The sequence below is a fragment of the Paraburkholderia sp. EB58 genome (assembly GCF_050436665.1).
Taxonomy (GTDB): Bacteria; Pseudomonadota; Gammaproteobacteria; order Burkholderiales; family Burkholderiaceae; genus Paraburkholderia.
In genome coordinates this window covers 255,112-272,123 of the sequence record NZ_JBNDMQ010000002.1, presented here as the reverse complement: position 1 = coordinate 272,123, position 17,012 = coordinate 255,112, and the positions used below count along the sequence as shown (strand labels likewise).

Annotated in this window: 16 protein-coding genes; 9 read left to right on the top strand and 7 right to left on the bottom strand. The window is 64.1% G+C overall.

Translation table 11 applies throughout. From position 1 onward, the window contains the following. The first annotated feature begins 13 nt into the window (after positions 1-13). The 6 genes from gspI (at position 14) to P3T40_RS03865 (ending at position 5,725) form a co-directional block, all read left to right on the top strand. The gene (gspI, locus tag P3T40_RS03890; protein WP_429266607.1) at positions 14-421 is read left to right on the top strand and encodes a type II secretion system minor pseudopilin GspI; all 408 of its coding nucleotides are present in this window, start codon (positions 14-16) and stop codon (positions 419-421) included. Then, positions 399-1,076 carry a PulJ/GspJ family protein gene (locus tag P3T40_RS03885; protein ID WP_429266351.1) on the top strand — a complete coding sequence of 226 codons (678 nt, stop codon included), beginning with the start codon at positions 399-401 and terminating at the stop codon, positions 1,074-1,076. The genes gspI and P3T40_RS03885 overlap by 23 nt, the downstream gene beginning before the upstream one ends. A 904-nt stretch (positions 1,077-1,980) precedes the next feature. Continuing rightward, complete coding sequence (gene gspK, locus P3T40_RS03880) at positions 1,981-3,015, top strand: type II secretion system minor pseudopilin GspK (protein WP_429266606.1); 1,035 nt, start codon at positions 1,981-1,983, stop codon at positions 3,013-3,015. A gap of 28 nt (positions 3,016-3,043) precedes the next feature. Next, positions 3,044-4,423 (top strand): type II secretion system protein GspL, encoded by a 1,380-nt coding sequence (gene gspL, locus P3T40_RS03875; RefSeq protein WP_429266350.1) that lies wholly within the window; start codon positions 3,044-3,046, stop codon positions 4,421-4,423. Next, positions 4,420-4,923 (top strand): type II secretion system protein GspM, encoded by a 504-nt coding sequence (gspM, locus tag P3T40_RS03870; protein ID WP_429266349.1) that lies wholly within the window; start codon positions 4,420-4,422, stop codon positions 4,921-4,923. The genes gspL and gspM overlap by 4 nt, the downstream gene beginning before the upstream one ends. 22 nt (positions 4,924-4,945) lie before the next feature. Then, positions 4,946-5,725, top strand: coding sequence for a type II secretion system protein N (locus tag P3T40_RS03865; protein ID WP_429266348.1), 780 nt, complete (start codon positions 4,946-4,948; stop codon positions 5,723-5,725). Between the two features lie 119 nt (positions 5,726-5,844). Here P3T40_RS03865 and P3T40_RS03860 read toward each other — a convergent pair whose 3' ends face one another. Together P3T40_RS03860 and P3T40_RS03855 are read right to left on the bottom strand one after the other, a co-directional pair. Then, positions 5,845-7,434 carry an efflux transporter outer membrane subunit gene (locus tag P3T40_RS03860; RefSeq protein ID WP_429266347.1) on the bottom strand — a complete coding sequence of 530 codons (1,590 nt, stop codon included), beginning with the start codon at positions 7,432-7,434 and terminating at the stop codon, positions 5,845-5,847. A 348-nt stretch (positions 7,435-7,782) separates the two neighbouring features. Next, positions 7,783-8,172 (bottom strand): hypothetical protein, encoded by a 390-nt coding sequence (locus P3T40_RS03855; protein WP_429266346.1) that lies wholly within the window; start codon positions 8,170-8,172, stop codon positions 7,783-7,785. A gap of 284 nt (positions 8,173-8,456) precedes the next feature. Between P3T40_RS03855 and P3T40_RS03850 the strand changes: the two genes are divergently transcribed. Both P3T40_RS03850 and P3T40_RS03845 read left to right on the top strand, forming a co-directional pair. Continuing rightward, positions 8,457-8,981, top strand: coding sequence for a MarR family winged helix-turn-helix transcriptional regulator (locus P3T40_RS03850; protein WP_429266345.1), 525 nt, complete (start codon positions 8,457-8,459; stop codon positions 8,979-8,981). 138 nt (positions 8,982-9,119) lie between these two features. Beyond that, on the top strand, positions 9,120-10,682 hold the full coding sequence (locus tag P3T40_RS03845) for a DHA2 family efflux MFS transporter permease subunit (protein ID WP_429266344.1): 1,563 nt from the start codon (positions 9,120-9,122) through the stop codon (positions 10,680-10,682). A gap of 44 nt (positions 10,683-10,726) precedes the next feature. On the opposite strand, the gene P3T40_RS03840 is transcribed toward P3T40_RS03845, so the two are convergent. The 4 genes from P3T40_RS03840 to ada all read right to left on the bottom strand — a co-directional run bounded on the left by P3T40_RS03840 (position 10,727) and on the right by ada (position 15,515). After that, entirely contained in the window at positions 10,727-11,233 is a 507-nt protein-coding gene (locus tag P3T40_RS03840; protein WP_429266343.1) for a hypothetical protein, read from the bottom strand. Positions 11,234-11,533: 300 nt separating this feature from the next. Continuing rightward, positions 11,534-13,150 carry a glutamate--cysteine ligase gene (gene gshA / locus P3T40_RS03835; RefSeq protein WP_429266342.1) on the bottom strand — a complete coding sequence of 539 codons (1,617 nt, stop codon included), beginning with the start codon at positions 13,148-13,150 and terminating at the stop codon, positions 11,534-11,536. A 245-nt stretch (positions 13,151-13,395) separates the two neighbouring features. Continuing rightward, the gene (locus tag P3T40_RS03830) at positions 13,396-14,325 is read right to left on the bottom strand and encodes a DNA-3-methyladenine glycosylase family protein (RefSeq protein ID WP_429266341.1); all 930 of its coding nucleotides are present in this window, start codon (positions 14,323-14,325) and stop codon (positions 13,396-13,398) included. Beyond that, a complete protein-coding gene (gene ada / locus P3T40_RS03825) occupies positions 14,322-15,515 on the bottom strand; it encodes a bifunctional DNA-binding transcriptional regulator/O6-methylguanine-DNA methyltransferase Ada (protein WP_429266340.1) in 1,194 nt (397 codons plus the stop codon). Before ada ends, P3T40_RS03830 begins: the two co-directional genes overlap by 4 nt. Positions 15,516-15,935: 420 nt before the next feature. Between ada and P3T40_RS03820 the strand changes: the two genes are divergently transcribed. Beyond that, positions 15,936-16,349 (top strand): VOC family protein, encoded by a 414-nt coding sequence (locus P3T40_RS03820; protein WP_429266339.1) that lies wholly within the window; start codon positions 15,936-15,938, stop codon positions 16,347-16,349. Positions 16,350-16,419: 70 nt separating this feature from the next. Here the strand turns inward: P3T40_RS03820 and P3T40_RS03815 are convergent, their stop codons facing one another. Continuing rightward, positions 16,420-16,974 carry a YaeQ family protein gene (locus P3T40_RS03815; RefSeq protein ID WP_429266605.1) on the bottom strand — a complete coding sequence of 185 codons (555 nt, stop codon included), beginning with the start codon at positions 16,972-16,974 and terminating at the stop codon, positions 16,420-16,422. Positions 16,975-17,012 lie beyond the last annotated feature (38 nt).

The following is a 17,012-nucleotide window of genomic DNA, read 5'->3' as shown; positions in this document are numbered from 1 at the left end:
GATGGGCGGCCGGATGAGGGATGGTCAGTGCGCGCCGGTACGCGGGCGTTCGCAGCGCGGCTTCACGATGATCGAAGTGCTGGTGGCACTGGCGATTATCGCGGTGGCGCTGGCTGCGTCGATGCGGGCAGTGGGCAATCTGGCGAGCAGCGAGGTCGAGCTGCATCAGCGGCTGCTGGCGGGTTGGAGTGCCGACAATACGCTGGCGCAGTTGAAGCTTGCACATAGCTGGCCGGAGGTCGGATCGAGCAGTTTCGACTGTTCGCAGGGGAATTTGCAGATGCTTTGTACGGAGCGCGTAACGGCGACGCCGAACCCGGTGTTCCGTCGCGTCGAAGTGTTGGTGACGACACCGGGCCGCACCGGCAATCTTGCCCAGATGGTGACGGTGGTGGCGAATGAAACGAATCGTTCGCTCTGAGCGCCGCGGCCAACGGCCGTCGCGTGGTTTTACGCTGATTGAGTTGCTGGTCGCGATAGCGATTCTGGCGGTGATCGCGGTGTTGTCGTGGCGAGGTCTGGACCAGATCATCCGCGGACGGCAGGCGATTACGAACGCGATGGAAGACGAGCGGGTGTTTGCGCAGTTGTTCGACCAGATGCGCATTGATGCGCGCCACGCGGCGACGGATGACGAGTCTGGGCAAGCGGCGGTATCGGTGAGCAGCAATGCGCTGCAGATTGTGCGCGAGCTCGACTTGCCGGAGACGGCGCCGCGCTTGCAGGTGGTGCGATACCGGGTGGCCGATGGGCGGGTGACCCGGTATGCCTCGCCGCCGCTGGGCAATGTGGGCGAGTTGCAGGGGGCGTTGCGGGGTGGCGAGGGAGAGGGATGGAGTGCGGTGCCTTTGATGGGTGGTGTAGGTTCTATTTCTGCGCGGCTTTTTGTGCCCAAGGTGGGTTGGACCACGCAGATGAAGGATGTGCAGGCGGCGATTACGGAGGCTGATAACAACTTGAAGGTTCCCCAGCTGGGCGGGGCGCCGCTGCCGCGGTCTGTTACGGGGCTTGAGGTTGTGATTGGAGCTACTTCGTTGGCGCGGCCTGTTACGAGGGTTTTTCTCGTCGGAGAGTGATGGCGTGGGGTTTTTTTTGTTGCTACCGCCGGGGTTGTCTCTTTTCTTTTCTGCTGCGCAGGCGGGGGGGCGTTTGCCTGCGGCGCCTTGGTTTTTGGTTGTTGTTCTTGGGGTGTTGGCCTTTCTTTGTATTGTTATCGGTCTGATTAGGTTTGTCTTTGGTTGTGTTCGTACGGTGTTGGCCTTTCCTTGCTTTGTTATCGGTCTATTAGCTTCGCCCCTGTGCGGGGCGGCACTTACTTTCTCTGCCGCCGCAAAGAAAGTAAGCAAAGAAAGCGGGCTGCAACCGCCAGCCCGTAGGTGTCCACCTCTGTATGTAACCGGTAGTGGTGCGAGACGAGATGCGCCCTCGCCCCACCTTCACCCGGTGACAAAGCATTCATCCGCTCCAGCGTCGCGCTTCGCGCCCCGCCGACGGGCACAACAGCCACAGCAAGCGAAGGCAGGCTCTGCGCTGCTCCCACGTATGCAGCGAGCTGGCGTGAGTTTTTCGATGCCGCCAGCCATTCGGACGGCATCGACAGGTTTGGCCAGTGCATTAGTCGCGCGGCAAGCCGCCGGTATTGTTCATACCCTAGGATCCAAGTACCCCACCGAAGGTTATGCCGAACCGTCACGCACGCAGTGCGTGGACGGGATGAATGAGTGCTTTGTCACGAACGGGGGAAATGCGAGGGCGGGTCTTGTCTTCGGACCGCTCCGCGATGGTTTGCGTGGTGGACACCTACGGGCTGGCGGTGTGAGCCCGCTTTCTTTGCTTACTTTCTTTGCGGCGGCAAAGAAAGTAAGTGCTGCCCCGCACAGGGGCGAAGCTAATAGACCGACAAGAAAGCAAGGAAAGGCCAACGCCGCAGAAAAACAGCCAACCGCCGTAGCCACACCAAAAAAGCAAACCGGCGTAGCCATAATCAGCGCGTTACTGGTTGTAGCCCTATCAGCAATCCTGGTATCCGGCATCCTGTGGCGCCAGCAAGTGCAAATCCGAAGGATCGAAAACCAACGCCTCCTATCCCAAGCCCAATGGATCTCGCGAGGCGCCTTAGACTGGACTCGCCTAATCCTAAGATCTGAAGGCGACACCTCGGCAGGCATCACCTACCTGGGGGGGGTTTGGGGCGTCCCCATCGCCAAAACGCGCCTATCCGATTTCCTCGGCCAAATAGGCGAAGTAAGAGCGTCAGAAGGCGCAGCTACGTATCTATCAGGCTCAATAGAAGACGCAGAAAGCAAATTCAACCTGCGTAACCTGGTTTCAAGCCCCGTGCCGGGCATCCTGCAATTGAACGTGGAACAGATCGCGGCATTCCAGCGCCTGCTCGTCGAGCTTGGCCTCAGCGGCCAGCTGGCGCAGAGCACCGCTGTGCAACTCCGCAATGGCCTCGGTCATTCCGCCACGCGTTTCCAGAGCCAAACCACCACGGCCGGCGGTTCCGTTACCCCCGAAGGCGGTGCAACGGGCGGCAACACCTTCACCAATAAACCCGGCATCGAAGACGACGACAACACCGGCGTCGCGCCGCTGCAGATGACCAGCGTCGATTCGCTCCTCGACGTGCCCGGCTTCACCCCCGAGATGATCACCCGGCTGCGGCCGTTCGTGACCTATCTGCCTACCAATACGGCAGTCAACATGAACACCGCAACCGCCGAAGTGATCGCCGCCGTCGTGCCCGGCATGAGCCTGTCGAATGCCCAGGCGTTCGTCGCGCGTCGCCAGACAGTGTTCTTTCATAACGTTGGCGATGTACAGTTGGCCTTGCAGGGTGCTGGTGTGACGCAAGTGGCGATCGACCCCAGCCTCCTCGATGTCACGACCAGTTACTTTTTTATCCACGGCCGCGTCATTCATGAACGCGCGCAAGTGGACCGCACGACCCTCGTCTATCGCGATCCGCTGACACACACCACCCGCGTCGTGCGCATACAAGATCAACCATGAATAACGCTTTTCCCGGAGAGAGTGGCCTTTGAGCACGCTGATCGTCCTATTGCCGCCGCGTGACCCGGCGGTGCCATCGCAGGAATGGCAACTGCCGGAGTTGCCGTTTGTGCTGCTCGACAAGTCGGGCCGCACGCAGCGCGCCGGTCGCTCGGCACTCGCGCTGCTGCCGCGCGCGTCGTCGACGGTCCTGATGGTCGCCGCGCGCGACCTCCTGATGATGCCCGCGACGCTGCCTCCGCTGAAAGGCCCGCGCCTACGTCAGGCCTTGCCGAACATCGTCGAGGATCAACTGATTCAGGATCCGCAGACCTGCCATATCGCGCTCGATCCGCAGCCGCTCAGCAAAGGCCGGCGCCTGCTCGCGATCGTCGATCGCGGCTGGTTCCGCTTTATTTGCGAAGCCTTCGCTGCGGCCGGTCATCGCAGTGTCCGCGCAGTGCCGGTGACGCGTTGTCTACCGCCGGCTCCCGTGGTGGCTACCCCCCTCGAGGACGTCGAACTGGCGTCCGCCGAGCTACAGCCTGCCGTGGCGGCGAAACTGGCAGCCGGCCTGCCGATCGCGCCGCCGGCGCCGGTCGTCGCAGCCGTGCTGGGCACCGTGGTGTCCACTGCCCCCGCGCTGCTCGCCGAGATCGCGCCGGACTCCAGCACTACCCGGGTGGAACTCGCGATTGCGCGCGGCAGCCAGGGTGAAGGCCTCGCCGTGCCCGCGACGGCGGTGAATGCGACCCTCGCGGCGCTCGCGGGCGACGCCCCGGTCTCGCTCTATCTGCTCACCGAGGTGCCGGGCAACGAGCCCGGCATGGGTTTGAGCGCGCAGGCGAAGCTCGCTGCCCAGGTGACGGGCACGCGGCCGTTGCCGTTCGAACAACTGGCGCGCCGGGCGCTGGAGTGCCGTTTCGACCTGTGTCAGTTCGAATTTGCCGCCCAGCCGTGGCGCCTCGATCGCGCAACGTTGCGGCGTCTGCGTCTGCCCGCGCTGCTGGCCGTGGGTGCACTGGTGGTCGCCATCATTGGCGCGAATGTGCAGTGGATGATGCTCGCCCACCAGCGCGATGCGATCAACACTCAGATGACCGAGTTGTTGCTCAACACGTTCCCGAAGACCACCGTCGTGCTCGACGCGCCCGATCAGATGTCGCGCCAGACGCAGCAGTTGCGCGTGGCCGCGGGTGAATTGTCGCCGGACGATTTCCTCTCGCTGGCATCCGGACTCGCACGCTCGCTGGGCCCGGTGCCGGTCAACGGTATCGCGGCGCTCGACTATCACGACCGCCGTCTCGACGTCACGTTCAAGCCTGAGATCAAGGTCGACTCCGGCCTCTCGCAACGTCTGTCGGTCAACGGGCTGAGCGGCGGGATCGATAGCAATACCGGCAAGTGGACCATCAGGAGCGGACAATGAAAACTGAACTTGCTGAAGCATGGGCCGGATTCTGGGACGGGCGCACCGAGCGCGAGAAAACTCTGCTGCTATGGGGCGGCGCTGTATTGGGTGTGGTGATTGCGTGGTCGATCCTGTGGGCCCCGGCCCAGGACGGCCGCGCGCATCTGCGTGATACGTTGCCGGCCATGCAGCGTCAGCTCGCGCAGATGAACGCGCAGGCCGATGAGGCGCGCCGTCTGTCGGCGGCGGCCCAGGGTGTGGCGCCCACGGGCGGCGCGCTCAAGGATGCGCTCACCGCGTCGCTCACAGACCACGGCATCGTGCCTGTTCAGGTTCAGTTGCTCGGCAATGCGGTGCAGATCCAGTTGAAGAACGCGTCGTTCCCCGTGTGGACCACGTGGGTCGACGATGCGCGGCATCAGTTCAAGGTGCAGGTCGCCGAAGCGCATGTGACGGCGCTTAAAGACGATGGACAGGTCGACCTGACGGCTTCGCTGCAGCCGTCGACCGCTAAATGACGGTGCAGCCACAGGATCTCGCATGAATTTCTGGACGCGGCGCCTGCGCGCTGCCCTGCCGTGGCTGCTGGTCGCGGTGTTATCGAGTGGTACCGTGTTGCTGGTGCTGTTACCCGCGGCGTGGATCACGCCGCAGTTCACGAAGGCAAGCGCCGGCCACGTCAACCTTGTGGATCCCACAGGCTCGCTGTGGCATGGCTCGGCCACGCTGATGCTGGCGGCCGGATCGGACATCAGTGCTGCGACGTTGCTGCCGGGGCGCATCGTTTGGCATACCGCCTTCTGGCCGCTCTTCACCGGCCGCATACGGATGACGATGCTGCAAAGCGAAGCGATGCCTGACCCGATCACCGTCGACGCCACCCGGCGTGGCGCGATCCTGTCGCAGGGCGCGATCGCGGTGCCGGCGTCGTTGCTCTCAGGTCTGGGTGCGCCGTTCAACACGCTCGATCTGCAAGGCGACGTGCGGCTCGCGTGGAGCGACTGGCGCAGCTTCGGTGACGAAGCATTCGGACAACTGACGATTACGTTCAACGATGCAAGTTCGCGGGTCTCGCTCGTCAAGCCGCTGGGGTCTTACCGGGTAGTGATTCAGGCGCAGGGCGCCGATTCCACGATCGACCTCTCGACGCTGAAAGGGGCGTTGAAGCTGGACGGTCACGGCGTCTTGGGCGCGGGCTCGACGTCGTTCAACGGAACGGCGAGCGCGGCACCGGAAGCGCGCGACAACCTCGCCGGCCTGCTGAATCTGCTTGGACGGCCGACAGGGCCGGACACCGTGGCACTTACCTTCGTGCGCTAACTGCGCCACGCGGGTCGTAGGGCGATTCAACGACAAAGGGGCATGACCGCGTCGCGGCCATGCCCCTTTGTCCTTTTCTTTGCCTGCGGTTCGTTCCGTTCCGCTGGCGGGTCGGATGCTCAATCGCTTTGAGCGTGCGGCTGGCCGACGGCCGCGGCTTTTTGCGCGTCGGCTGCGGCCGGCGCCATCCCCGTAGGCGTACCCGATGCCGCAGGCGCTGGCGCGGCCACGGTGCCGGTTTCACGCGCCATCTGCGAGACATCCCAGCCGCCGCCTAGCGCCTTCACCAGACCCGCGGACGACACCATCCGCTCGCCTGCCAGACTGGCGAGCTTCTGCTCGGCCGTGAACGCGGTGGTCTGCGCAGTCAGCACACTCAGGTAGGCGACCGTGCCCGACTTGTACTGGTTCGTGACGATATCCAGCGCCTGTTGGGCCGAAGCGACGGCCTGCTGTTGCACGCCGATTTCCTGCTCGAGAATGCGCTGCGACGCGAGGTTGTCCTCGACGTCCTGAAATGCCGCCAGCACTGTTTGACGGTAGACCGCCACGTCCTGATCGTAGGTTGCGCGGGCCGCCGCGGTCTGCGCCGCGCGCAAGCCGCCGTCGAAGATCGTGCCGGCCAGTTGCGGGCCGAGGGTCCAGAAGCGCGCCGGCGTCGTGAGCAATTGCGACAGCACGGAACTCTGGTAGCCGCCGCCCGCCGACAGCGTCAGCGTTGGGAAGAAGGCCGCGATGGCGACGCCGATCTGCTCATTGGCCGCCTTGGCGGCACGCTCGGCCGCTGCGATGTCGGGGCGGCGCTCGAGCAGCGCGGACGGCATCTGCGCCGGCACGGCGGGCGGCGTCGCGGTGAGCGGCGACGGCGGAATCGAGAACGTCGAGGCGGGCTCGCCGACCAGCACGGCAATTGCGTGCTCGTCCTGGGCGCGGGCGATGCCGTTATCGATGGCGGCGGCCTGCGCCGATTGCAATTGCGCCTGCGCCTGAATCACGTCGGATCGGGCGGCCACGCCTTGCGCATACTGGTTCTGCGTGAGCTTGAGCGACTTCTCGTAGGCAAGCACCGTGTCGTCGAGCAGCTTCTGCATCGCATCGAGCGAGCGCAGCGAGAAGTAGGTTTGGGCGAGCGTGCCTTGCGCGGACAGCCGGGCGTTGGCGAGGGTGGCCGCAGCGCCTTGCTGGCTGGCCTCCTGCGCACTGACCGTGCGGCTGACCTTGCCCCACAGGTCAGGCTCCCAGCTTGCGTCGAGTGACACGTTGTAGCTGTTATTGACGTTGGCGCGTGCGCCCGACATGCTGCTCGCGGTTGCCGATGCACCGTTGCCCGACCGGGTCATGCCCGCCGAGCCGCTGATCACCGGGAAGTATGCGGCACGCGCCTCGCCGACCAGCGCGCGGGCCTGCCGGTAAGCGGCGGCATATTGTGCGACGGTCTGGTTCGAGGTGTTCAGCTTGTCTTCGAGCGCGTTGAGCTGCGCGTCGTCGTAGATGGTCCACCACTGGCCGCGGTCGTGCTGATCGGCTGGCTGTGCGACCTTCCAGCCCGGTGCAGCTTCCTTATAGGAGGCTGGCACCTGGGTCGTGGGCGTCTTATAGTCCGGGCCGACCGCGCAGCCGGCCAGCAGGGCGCCGAGCGCTGCGGCTACAGCGAGGGTGAGGGCGCGCGGCGCAACGGCCCGCGCGTGCGAGCTTCGGTCAAACTGCATGCTATGGATTCCTGTCGATTCGGCCGAGGCAAGTTTTCCCGAACGTCCATGGTGTTCGCGGGGCTTGGGAAGATCGGCGGGCCACCGCCCCTTTGACCGCCGATAGGGCAATCGGAGACGGGACGTCGCGACGATCCGGAATGGTAGCGCACGCGATGCCGATGGGGCAGAAAACCGAAAGGTTAATGCAGGGCGCGCCGTGGGTGTGTAACTTGCGCGGCGGTGACGGTTACGTGCGGTTACGGCGGCGCGCTGGCGACGCTCGAGTGAGCGGCGGCAGGGTCCCTATGGGACAAAAAAAACTGCGGGAGAAAACCTAAGCGAGCGGCCGGGAGGCGCGCCCTCGCCTTAACAGCGCAGTTCGGCCGCAGTCGTTTGACGGGCCTGTTTGCCGGCTGCTGCCCGGCAAGCCGGCGCTTCGGCGCGCGGCTGGCAGGCCGTGGCAACGGCCAGTGCCGTACCCGGTGCAACGGGTTTCGCGGCGGACTTTGTTGCGCTCGCGCTGCCCGGAAGCGCCACCGGTGCAACGGCGGCGGCCGTTGCCGCCTTCGTAGCACGGCCATTGCGGCGGTGATCGAGCCACGCAAAGAACATCACCCCTAGCGATCCCCCCGGCAGCACAAACATGACCACGTACAGCGCCAGTTTCAACCAGCGATACGGCCCCTGGAAGGTTTGCAGTGCGGAATCGTGAAGGGAGCGGCTTAGGCCGCCCAAGGTGTTTTTCAGGTACAGCATGACGGGGAATCCTCTACGCACCACCTAGGTTGGGTGCGCGGCAAAGCGGTCAGAACATGGTCTCGGGTGGCGCGGATCGCGCGTGACTCGTTGTCTATCATAATATTGCCTATGCAATTAAATTTCAAGATGCTGCGACGCCGCATCTGCTGCTGTGTTGTTTTTTCGCGAGCGTCACCAGGGGCCGCTAACGTTGACTTGTCTGCTTAGGCAGCTAAAATCCCCTCTGCTCAATGTTTCAAACGCGATGCGGTGCCAAATGCGGACGTTCCAAGCGAATTTCGATGACTGACGGTCCCTATAACGCCGACGAGATTCATCTCGAATCGAGTCTTGGCTATTACCTGTCGAAAGCGCGCAATGTGCTGGTCGAGCGGATGGACCGTGCGGTCAAGCCGTTGGGCCTTACGGCGCAGCAGATTGGCGTGATCCTGACGTTGTCGTGCAACCGGGCGCATACGCCGTATGAGCTGTCCCGCGCCATGTCGTATGACAGCGGCTCGATGACGCGCATGCTCGATCGTCTTGAAAAGAAAGGCTTTATCGTCCGTACGCGTAGCGATGCCGACCGCCGTATGGTCAAACTGGAACTGACGCCGCATGGGCGCGAAGTCGCCCAGCAGTTGCCCCGTCTGGGCGCGGCGGTGCTCAACGAGCAGCTGCAGGGTTTCACGCCTGCGGATGTCGCGACGCTGACGAGCCTGTTGGGCCGCGTGATCGCGAACGGCTCGGGCAACGGGCTGGATTGCGGGTTCCAACCCTGCGCAGCAGAAGAAAACTCAGCGTCGCCGGAAGGCGGCAAGTCGTAGCCACGAGACGCCTGCCAACGCGTCGACGTTTAAAGAAATATCTGTCTGGGCAGAAGATGACGGGACATGTAAGACATCCCGCCGAATGGCGAGATATGCATGCTGGGTCAAGTTTCTGCCGACTGAGGAGATTCGATCATGGCCGCTACGGCTCCTGCAGTTGCCGCACCCGCCGCTGAACCAGCCCCATTAGCCGGCGGCACGCTGGCGTTACTCACCGTTGGACTCGCGCTCGGCACGTTCATGGAAGTGCTGGATACGTCGATTGCAAACGTCGCCGTGCCGACCATTTCCGGCAGCCTCGGTGTCGCCACCAGCCAGGGTACGTGGGTGATCTCGTCGTATTCGGTCGCCTCGGCGATTGCGGTGCCGTTGACAGGCTGGCTCGCGCGCCGCGTCGGCGAGGTGCGTCTGTTCACGCTGTCCGTACTGCTCTTCACGATCGCGTCCGCCCTCTGCGGCTTCGCGCAGAATTTCGAGTCGCTGATTGCGTTCCGGTTGCTGCAGGGGCTTGTGTCCGGGCCGATGGTGCCGCTCTCGCAGACCATCCTGATGCGCTCATATCCGCCCGAAAAGCGCGGTCTTGCACTCGGCCTATGGGCGATGACGGTGATCGTCGCGCCGATCTTCGGGCCGGTGATGGGCGGCTGGATCACCGACAACTACACGTGGCCGTGGATCTTCTACATCAACGTGCCGATCGGCCTGTTTTCCGCGGCGTGCGCGTTCGTGCTGTTGCGCGGCCGCGAAACGAAAACGACGCAGCAACGTATCGACGCGATCGGTCTCGCGCTGCTGGTGACCGGCGTATCGTGCCTGCAGATGATGCTCGACCTCGGCAAGGACCGCGACTGGTTCAACTCGAAGTTCATCGTCGCGCTGGCGATCATTGCCGTGATCTCGATTGCGTTCCTGCTGGTCTGGGAGATGACCGAGAAGGAGCCGGTGATCGACCTGACTCTCTTCAAGGATCGCAACTTCGCGCTCGGCGTGCTGATCATCTCGTTCGGCTTCATGGCCTTCTTCGGCTCGGTGGTGATCTTCCCGCTCTGGCTGCAGACGGTGATGGGCTATACGGCCGGGCTCGCCGGGCTGGCGACCGCGCCTGTCGGACTGCTCGCGCTGGTGCTCTCGCCGATGATCGGGCGCAACATGCACCGGCTCAATCTGCGGATGGTGGCGAGCTTCGCGTTCATCGTGTTTGCGTTCGTGTCGTTCTGGAACTCGACCTTCACGCTCGACGTGCCGTTCAATCACGTGATCTGGCCACGTATCGTGCAGGGGATCGGCGTGGCGTGCTTCTTCGTGCCGATGACCACCATCACGCTGTCCAGCGTGTCCGACGAGCGGCTCGCGAGCGCCTCGGGTCTGTCGAACTTCTTCCGTACCTTGTCGGGCGCGATCGGTACCGCGATCAGCACGACCTACTGGGAAAACGACACGATCTACCATCACGCGGTGCTGACGGAATCGGTCAGCACCTATGCGCCCAACACCACCGCCTATAGCGATTCCCTCACGGGTCTCGGGTTTGCCGGCCAAAGCCTGACGGCGCAGTTGAACCAGATCGTCACGCAGCAGGCGTACATGATGGCCACCAACGATTTCTTCCGGATCTCGTGCGCGAGCTTTATCGTGCTGGCCGCGCTGGTCTGGATCACGAAACCGCGCAAGGGCGCGGGACCTTCAATGGGGCATTGAGAGGCGCCGCCTGCCGCACGGCGGCGCTTTCGCTTATTTTTCGCTTATTGACTCACAGGCACGTCACCCGGCGTACCCACTGATTGCGCCGGAGCGGCCTCGAGCGACGGCGGCGTTGCCGTGGCCGGCGCGGTTGCACCGTTGTTTTGCGGCGCTGGGCTACCGGCCACGCCGCTGCGCACGAACTCCTTGAAATCGGCGCCGGCTTCCCACGGATTCGGTTTGCAACCAAGCGAACTGTCGCAATGCGCCGCGAAGCCGATCGTGGCAGTGCCGTCGTTGTTCGGCGTCTTCGTGATCTGATAGGCCAGCGCGCGTTTGCCGCCAAGCGGGCCCGCGGTCTGGATCAGCGAATCGTTGGCGGCCTCGATCTTGTAGGTCGAATTGTTTGCCACCCAGGTCTGGGCGCGTTGCCACCAGAGACTGCATTCGGTTGCGTTCGAACACGTCAGCGGCGTGGTGGCGATCTGCATGACGTCGGGATTTACCTGCCCACGCGTCGAGCAACCCGCAGCCAGCACACACAATGTTGCCAACAGAGCTTTCTTCATCGCCTTGCATCCTCCCTGCGTGGAGACGACCGGACGCGCGCAACCGGCGCGCGGAAGGTCATTCGGTGTAAGGGTTGGACCACGGCAATGCGGTGACGTTTCATACGCCTCGCCGAAAGCCTGGCGACGGACACTTGTTGGGCACTTCTTGCCGAAACGGCAGACCTCGCGCTGGTCGGATACGTAGCCGTTACCGGCTCGTTTGAACAAGCGCCGCCAGAAGCAAAAAGGGCAGCCTGACTGGCCGCCCTTCTCTGCTCGGTGACTTTCGCCACGACGCTCGCATTGACGCTGCGCCGTCTACACGCTAAAGCGATTCAACGTATAAGCGCGGTAAGCGGCGACGAATGCGTCGAACGAACCGACCTCTTCGCGCTCGAGTTTCGCCTGCTGTTCGAGCGATTGCGCAGCGAGATCAGCGAACTCTTTTGTAGCGTCAGCGTCGAGCGGCCACGCGCGGAAGTACGCGGCGTGCGCTTCGCTCTGTTCGAGTCCGAAAGCGAGAAAACTCTGCTGCTTGTCGCGCATGGTCTGCAGCACGCGTGCCGAAGGCGTCAGCGATGGGTCGGCAAGCTTCGCGCGTTGTGCGGCGAGCGAGCGCACATGCGCGTCGTCGCCGCGCAGTGCGTCGAGCGCTTTCGCAGCAATCTCGATCTTTGCGAACAGTTCATCGGCCCACTCGCGCATCGCGATCGGTTGACCGTCTCGCGTGAGTTCGAGGCCGGGCTTGCGCCCTTCCTGGGTGACGCGCCCGAAGTTCTGGTTCGCCTCGCAATACGCCTCCGGCGGCAGCGACGGACTGTCTTCCAGAGCGCAGACCAGCAGGTACGCATCGAGAAAGCGCGCGGTTTCCAGCGCAATGCCGGTCGGCTCAAAAGGATCGATATCCATGCAGCGCACTTCGACGTATTGCACGCCGCGCGCGGCCAGCGCATGCAGCGGACGCTCGCCCGGATAAGTGATGCGCTTGGGGCGAATCGTCGAGTAGAACTCGTTTTCGATCTGCAGCACGTTGGTGTTGATCTGCACCCACTCGCCGTCGCGTTGCGTGCCGATTTTCTCGTACGGCGGATAGGGCTGGCTGACCGCTTTGGCCAGCGCATCGAGGTAGCCGTGCAGCGTGTCGTAATCCGCGTGCAGCGCGGCCTGCCCGGTGGTGTTCGAATAGCCGAGATCGCTCATCCGCAAGCTGGTCGCGTATGGGCGATACAGCGTGTCGGCGTCGAAGGTTTCCAGCGTATGTTTGCGCCCGCGCAGGAAACGGCGATCCAGCGCCGGCGATGCGCCGAACAGGTACATCAACAGCCAGTTGGTGCGGCGAAAATTGCGGATCAGCGCCAGATAGCGCTCGGACTGGTAGTCCACCGCGCTCGCCGTGGATTGCTGGTCCGCATGCAGCAAGCGCCACACTTCTTCGTTCAGCGAATAGTTGTAGTGGATGCCGGCGATGGTTTGCATCGTGCGACCGTAACGCAGCGCGAGGCCCACTCGGTACACGTACTTCAGCTTGCCGATGTTCGACGAGCCGTATTGCGCGATCGGAATCCCGTCGTCGATGTCGGGCAACAGACCCGGCATGGAGTTGTTCCACAGGATCTCGCCGTCGAGCTCTGCATAGACGAAACGATGTAGCTCATCGAGCTTCTCGAGCGTGATGGCGGCGTCGTGTTCCGCCGGCGTGATCAGTTCGATCAGCGCCTCCGAATAGTCGGTGGTCAGCGACGGGTGCGTGAGCGCCGAGCCCAGCGAGTGCGGATGCGGTGTTAACGCGAGTTGGCCGTCGGGCGTGACGCGCAGGCTTTCCCTCTCGATGCCGCGCAGGCCGGTCATAAGCACGTCGCGCTGCGGACCGGAGGCGAGCACGGACAGGCGGTGCGAAAGCAGGTCGGCCGTGTGGGAAGGTGTTGTGTTTGGCATTGATGCGAGTCGGACGTTGTCGGCCGCCATGTGCCGCTCAAGTGAAGCTATGTGCGGTCGACAACATCCGGCGGAATTTTCAGTAGCGGGCACTTTAACATCTACCCACAACCCCTGCTTGAGGCTACCTCGGCCGCCTCCCGGCCGGCTTTTATCGAGATGCTTCGGGATGTTGCAGGCCACGCCTACTCTACGCCGCCAGCGCTTCACGCACGATCCGTGCTCTCCCCGCTAGCGCCTTTGTGCTAGCCGCCGCGAGCCGTGCCCGCGCGGTCCGCCACTTCGTTCCACAAGTGCATGGCCGCATATGCACGCCATGGACGCCACGCGTCAGTACGCGAGCGCTGTTGGGTCGGCCGCAACAGTGTTGGGTCGCGGGCGGCGATCGACTGCATCAGCACCAGATCCCAGGCGGGCCAGGCGTCGGCGTCGCGCCATGCGCGCATTGCCACGTATTCGACGGTCCACGGGCCGATGCCCGGCAGCGCCAGTAGCGCGGCACGCAAGGCGTCGGTGTCGACGGTGTCGGCAGCGGCATGGCTGTCGAGCGGCACCGCGCCACTCGCGACCGCTGCCGCCATGCCTTGTAGTGCCGCTACGCGCTTGCCCGGCATGCCGATCTGCGCCATGTCCGCGGCGGCCAGGGCGGCCGGGGTCGGAAAGCGCCAGGCGGTGCGTTCGTGCGGGTGGTCCTCGATGCGTTGGCCAGCGCGCTGCACCAGTCGGCCGATGATCGTGGTGGCCGCTTTCACGCTGACCTGCTGGCCGACAATCGCCCGCACCACCAGCTCGAAGGCTGACCAGGCCCCCGGTACACGCAGGCCCGGTGCTGCGTCGATCAGCGGCGCCAGCCAGGGATCGGCGGCGAAATGCGCGGCGATGGCCTTCGGATCCACGTGCAGGTCGAACATCCGCGCGATCGGCGCGGCGAGCGCCTCGGCGTGCCGGCCGGCGGGGCCTTCGATGCTGGCGACGATGCAGCGCTTGCGCGGGTGCGGGCGGACCGTCAGCGTACCGCTGTCGCCGGCCCAGTCGATGACGCGGCGGTACGCGCCATCCTCGACCGCTTCGACGCCGGGCGTGGCGCGTCCGGCGAAGAAACGCAGGATGCGCGGCCAGTCGAACGGGGCTTTGAACGGCAGTTCAAGGATGGCGAGGTCGGTGGCGGTGCTCAAGCGGCGTGATCCAGATTGGGGGTGGGTGTGATTGACGGCTTCGCTTTACGTTTGCCGGCTCCGGCGGCGACTGCTGCGCCGTCGGCCTTAACCACCGGTGCGGTATTCACGACGCCCGCGTTTACGCCCGTATGGTGGGCTTCGGCATCGAGTAGCGCGGCCTTGCGCGGCAGTCCCCAGCGATAGCCGGCGAGCGCCCCGCCCTTGTGTACGACGCGATGACACGGAATCGCCAGCGCGACCGGGTTCGTCGCGCAGGCGCTCGCGACGGCGCGCACCGCACGCGGCGAACCGACGGCTTCGGCGATGTCCGAATAGCTTCGCGTCTCGCCGTAGGGAATGCGACGCAGTGCGTCCCAGACGCGCTGGCGGAACGCCGTTGCGTCGATATCGAGCGGCAGGTCGAAACGCTGACGGGTGCCGTGCAGGTAGGCGTCCACTTGCGCGATGAACGGTGCGAGCCGGGCGGCATCCTCGACCAGCTGGGCGTTGGCGAACTCGCCGCGCAACTCAGTGGCGAGCGCGCTAGCGTCGTCACCGAAGCCGATCTTGCAGATGCCCTTGGCGGTGGCCGCCACCAGCACGAAGCCGAGCGAGGTCGGCGCGCTGGCGTAATGCACGGTCAGCCCCGCGCCCTTGCGCCGATAGGCCGACGGCGCCATGCCCAGTTCGGTCGGCGCGGTTTCGTACATACGCGACGGCGAGCCGAAGCCGGCGTCGACGGTGGCGCGCGTTACATCCGTGCCGCGGTGGAGCGCCTCGCGCAGCGCCGCTCCGCGCTGGGCCGCCTGATACTGGCGCGGCGACACGCCCACCACGCGTTTGAACAGCCGCTGCAGGTGAAACGGGCTGACGTGCACGGCGTCGCTCAATTGCGCGAGCGTGAGCCGCTCTTGCGGGTCGGCGTCGAGCGCAGCGCAGGCGCGATTCACGATCTCGAGTTCGCGCGGCAGGCCGCCGGGCTGGCAGCGTTTGCAATCGCGATAGCCCGCGGCGCGGGCGGCGTCTGTCGTAGCGAAGAAATCGACGTTTTCACGACGCGGCTGGCGCGATGCGCACGATGGACGGCAGAACACGCCGGTGGTTTTGACGCCGTAGAAAAATGCGCCATCGGCGTGCGGGTCGCGCTGGGTCAAGGCTTCCCAGCGTTCGGCGTCTGTAGACCAGGCAGGTGTCACGGTACGGTTCATGATGTCCCCGAAAAGACGGTTTCGATGGTCACCAATGTAGTTTGCATGCCGACACACTACGCTCCGGTTCTTGCTCTGTCATTGCGTGGCCCTTGCGGCGACGGGGGCTTAGGGGCCAGTTGGGGGCCAGTTTAGGGTCAGTTCAGGCCGGGCTGCGACAAAACGCCACCCTATCGGGTTTTCCCTTAAAAAGTTATTGCGTCGCACCAACCCCGTGTGTATAGTAGTTCCTGTCTCCTCCATGTCTCCTCCTGATATGGATTCAGCCTGCTCCCTGAGAGCGGGCTTTTTTTTGCCTGGCGTCCGTCAATCTGGCCCCGTATTTCTTCCGCCGCCCGCCTCGCTTTGGGCCCTCCGGATGCCCTGCCTTTCTTCTACACTGCCATTGACCGGTAGAGAACCGTCCAAGGGGCGCCTTCCATGAAGATCCATATTCGCGAGATCGACCATGTTGTCATTCGGGTTGCCGATCTCGAATCCATTACCCGCTTCTATTGCGACGTGCTCGGCTGCAGCGTCGAAAAAGAGCAGCGCGACATTGGGCTGATCCAGCTGCGCGCGGGTCGTTCACTGATCGATTTGCTGAAGGTGGGCGCAAAAATCGACCGGCCGGAGAACGGCACGCCCGGCGAAGGTCGAAATATGGACCATCTGTGTTTGCGCGTCGAAGGCTTCGACGGCGAGGCGCTCAAGGCGCATCTGCAGGAGCGCGGCGTGCGCATCGGCGAACTGGGTGTGCGTTACGGCGCGGATGGTTTTGGGCCATCGCTGTATCTGTTCGACCCCGAGGGCAATATGGTCGAACTGAAGGGGCCACCGGAAGGGGCCGTGTGAATGCCTTGCCTGCTGGAATTACCGGCAGCAGCGGCGCGGGGGATGTCGCGGTAGTTTCGCCCTTCCCTCACTAGGCGTTCGCGGGCGCCTTCAGCACGGTCCATTCAATCGGTACCGGGTCTGCGTCGGCACTGCCCAGCCAGGCTGCGCCGTCCTGCACCGTGCATTGCAGGCGCATGGTCCGTTCCGCCAGCTTGCCAAGCGCGGCGCCGACATCTTCGCCGAGCGTCCAGACTGTGACGTTGCGTAGCCGGTCTACCTTGTTGCGAATCCCCTGCCACCAGATCTCCGAGGTGCGGCCGCCGTAGGCGATCACCACGACCTCGTTGGAGCGGCCACTCGCCTTTGCGATGCGCCGTTCGTCCGGCTGGCCGACTTCGATCCAGGTTTCGATCGCGCCGGTCAGATCCTTTTGCCAGAGATCAGGTTCGTCGGTATCTGACAAACCTTTGCAGAACTCCAGTCGTTCCTGAGCGAACAGTGCGAACGCCGCCACGCGCACCATCATGCGTTCGTCGGTTTCCGACGGATGGCGCGCGATCGTCAGCGCATGGTCGGCGTAGTAGTGCCGGTCCATGTCCGCAATCTGCAGTTCTGCCTTGTAAATCGTCGATTTGAGAGCCATGCCAATCCAGGGGCCCGCGCCTGCGGACCGGACAGAGA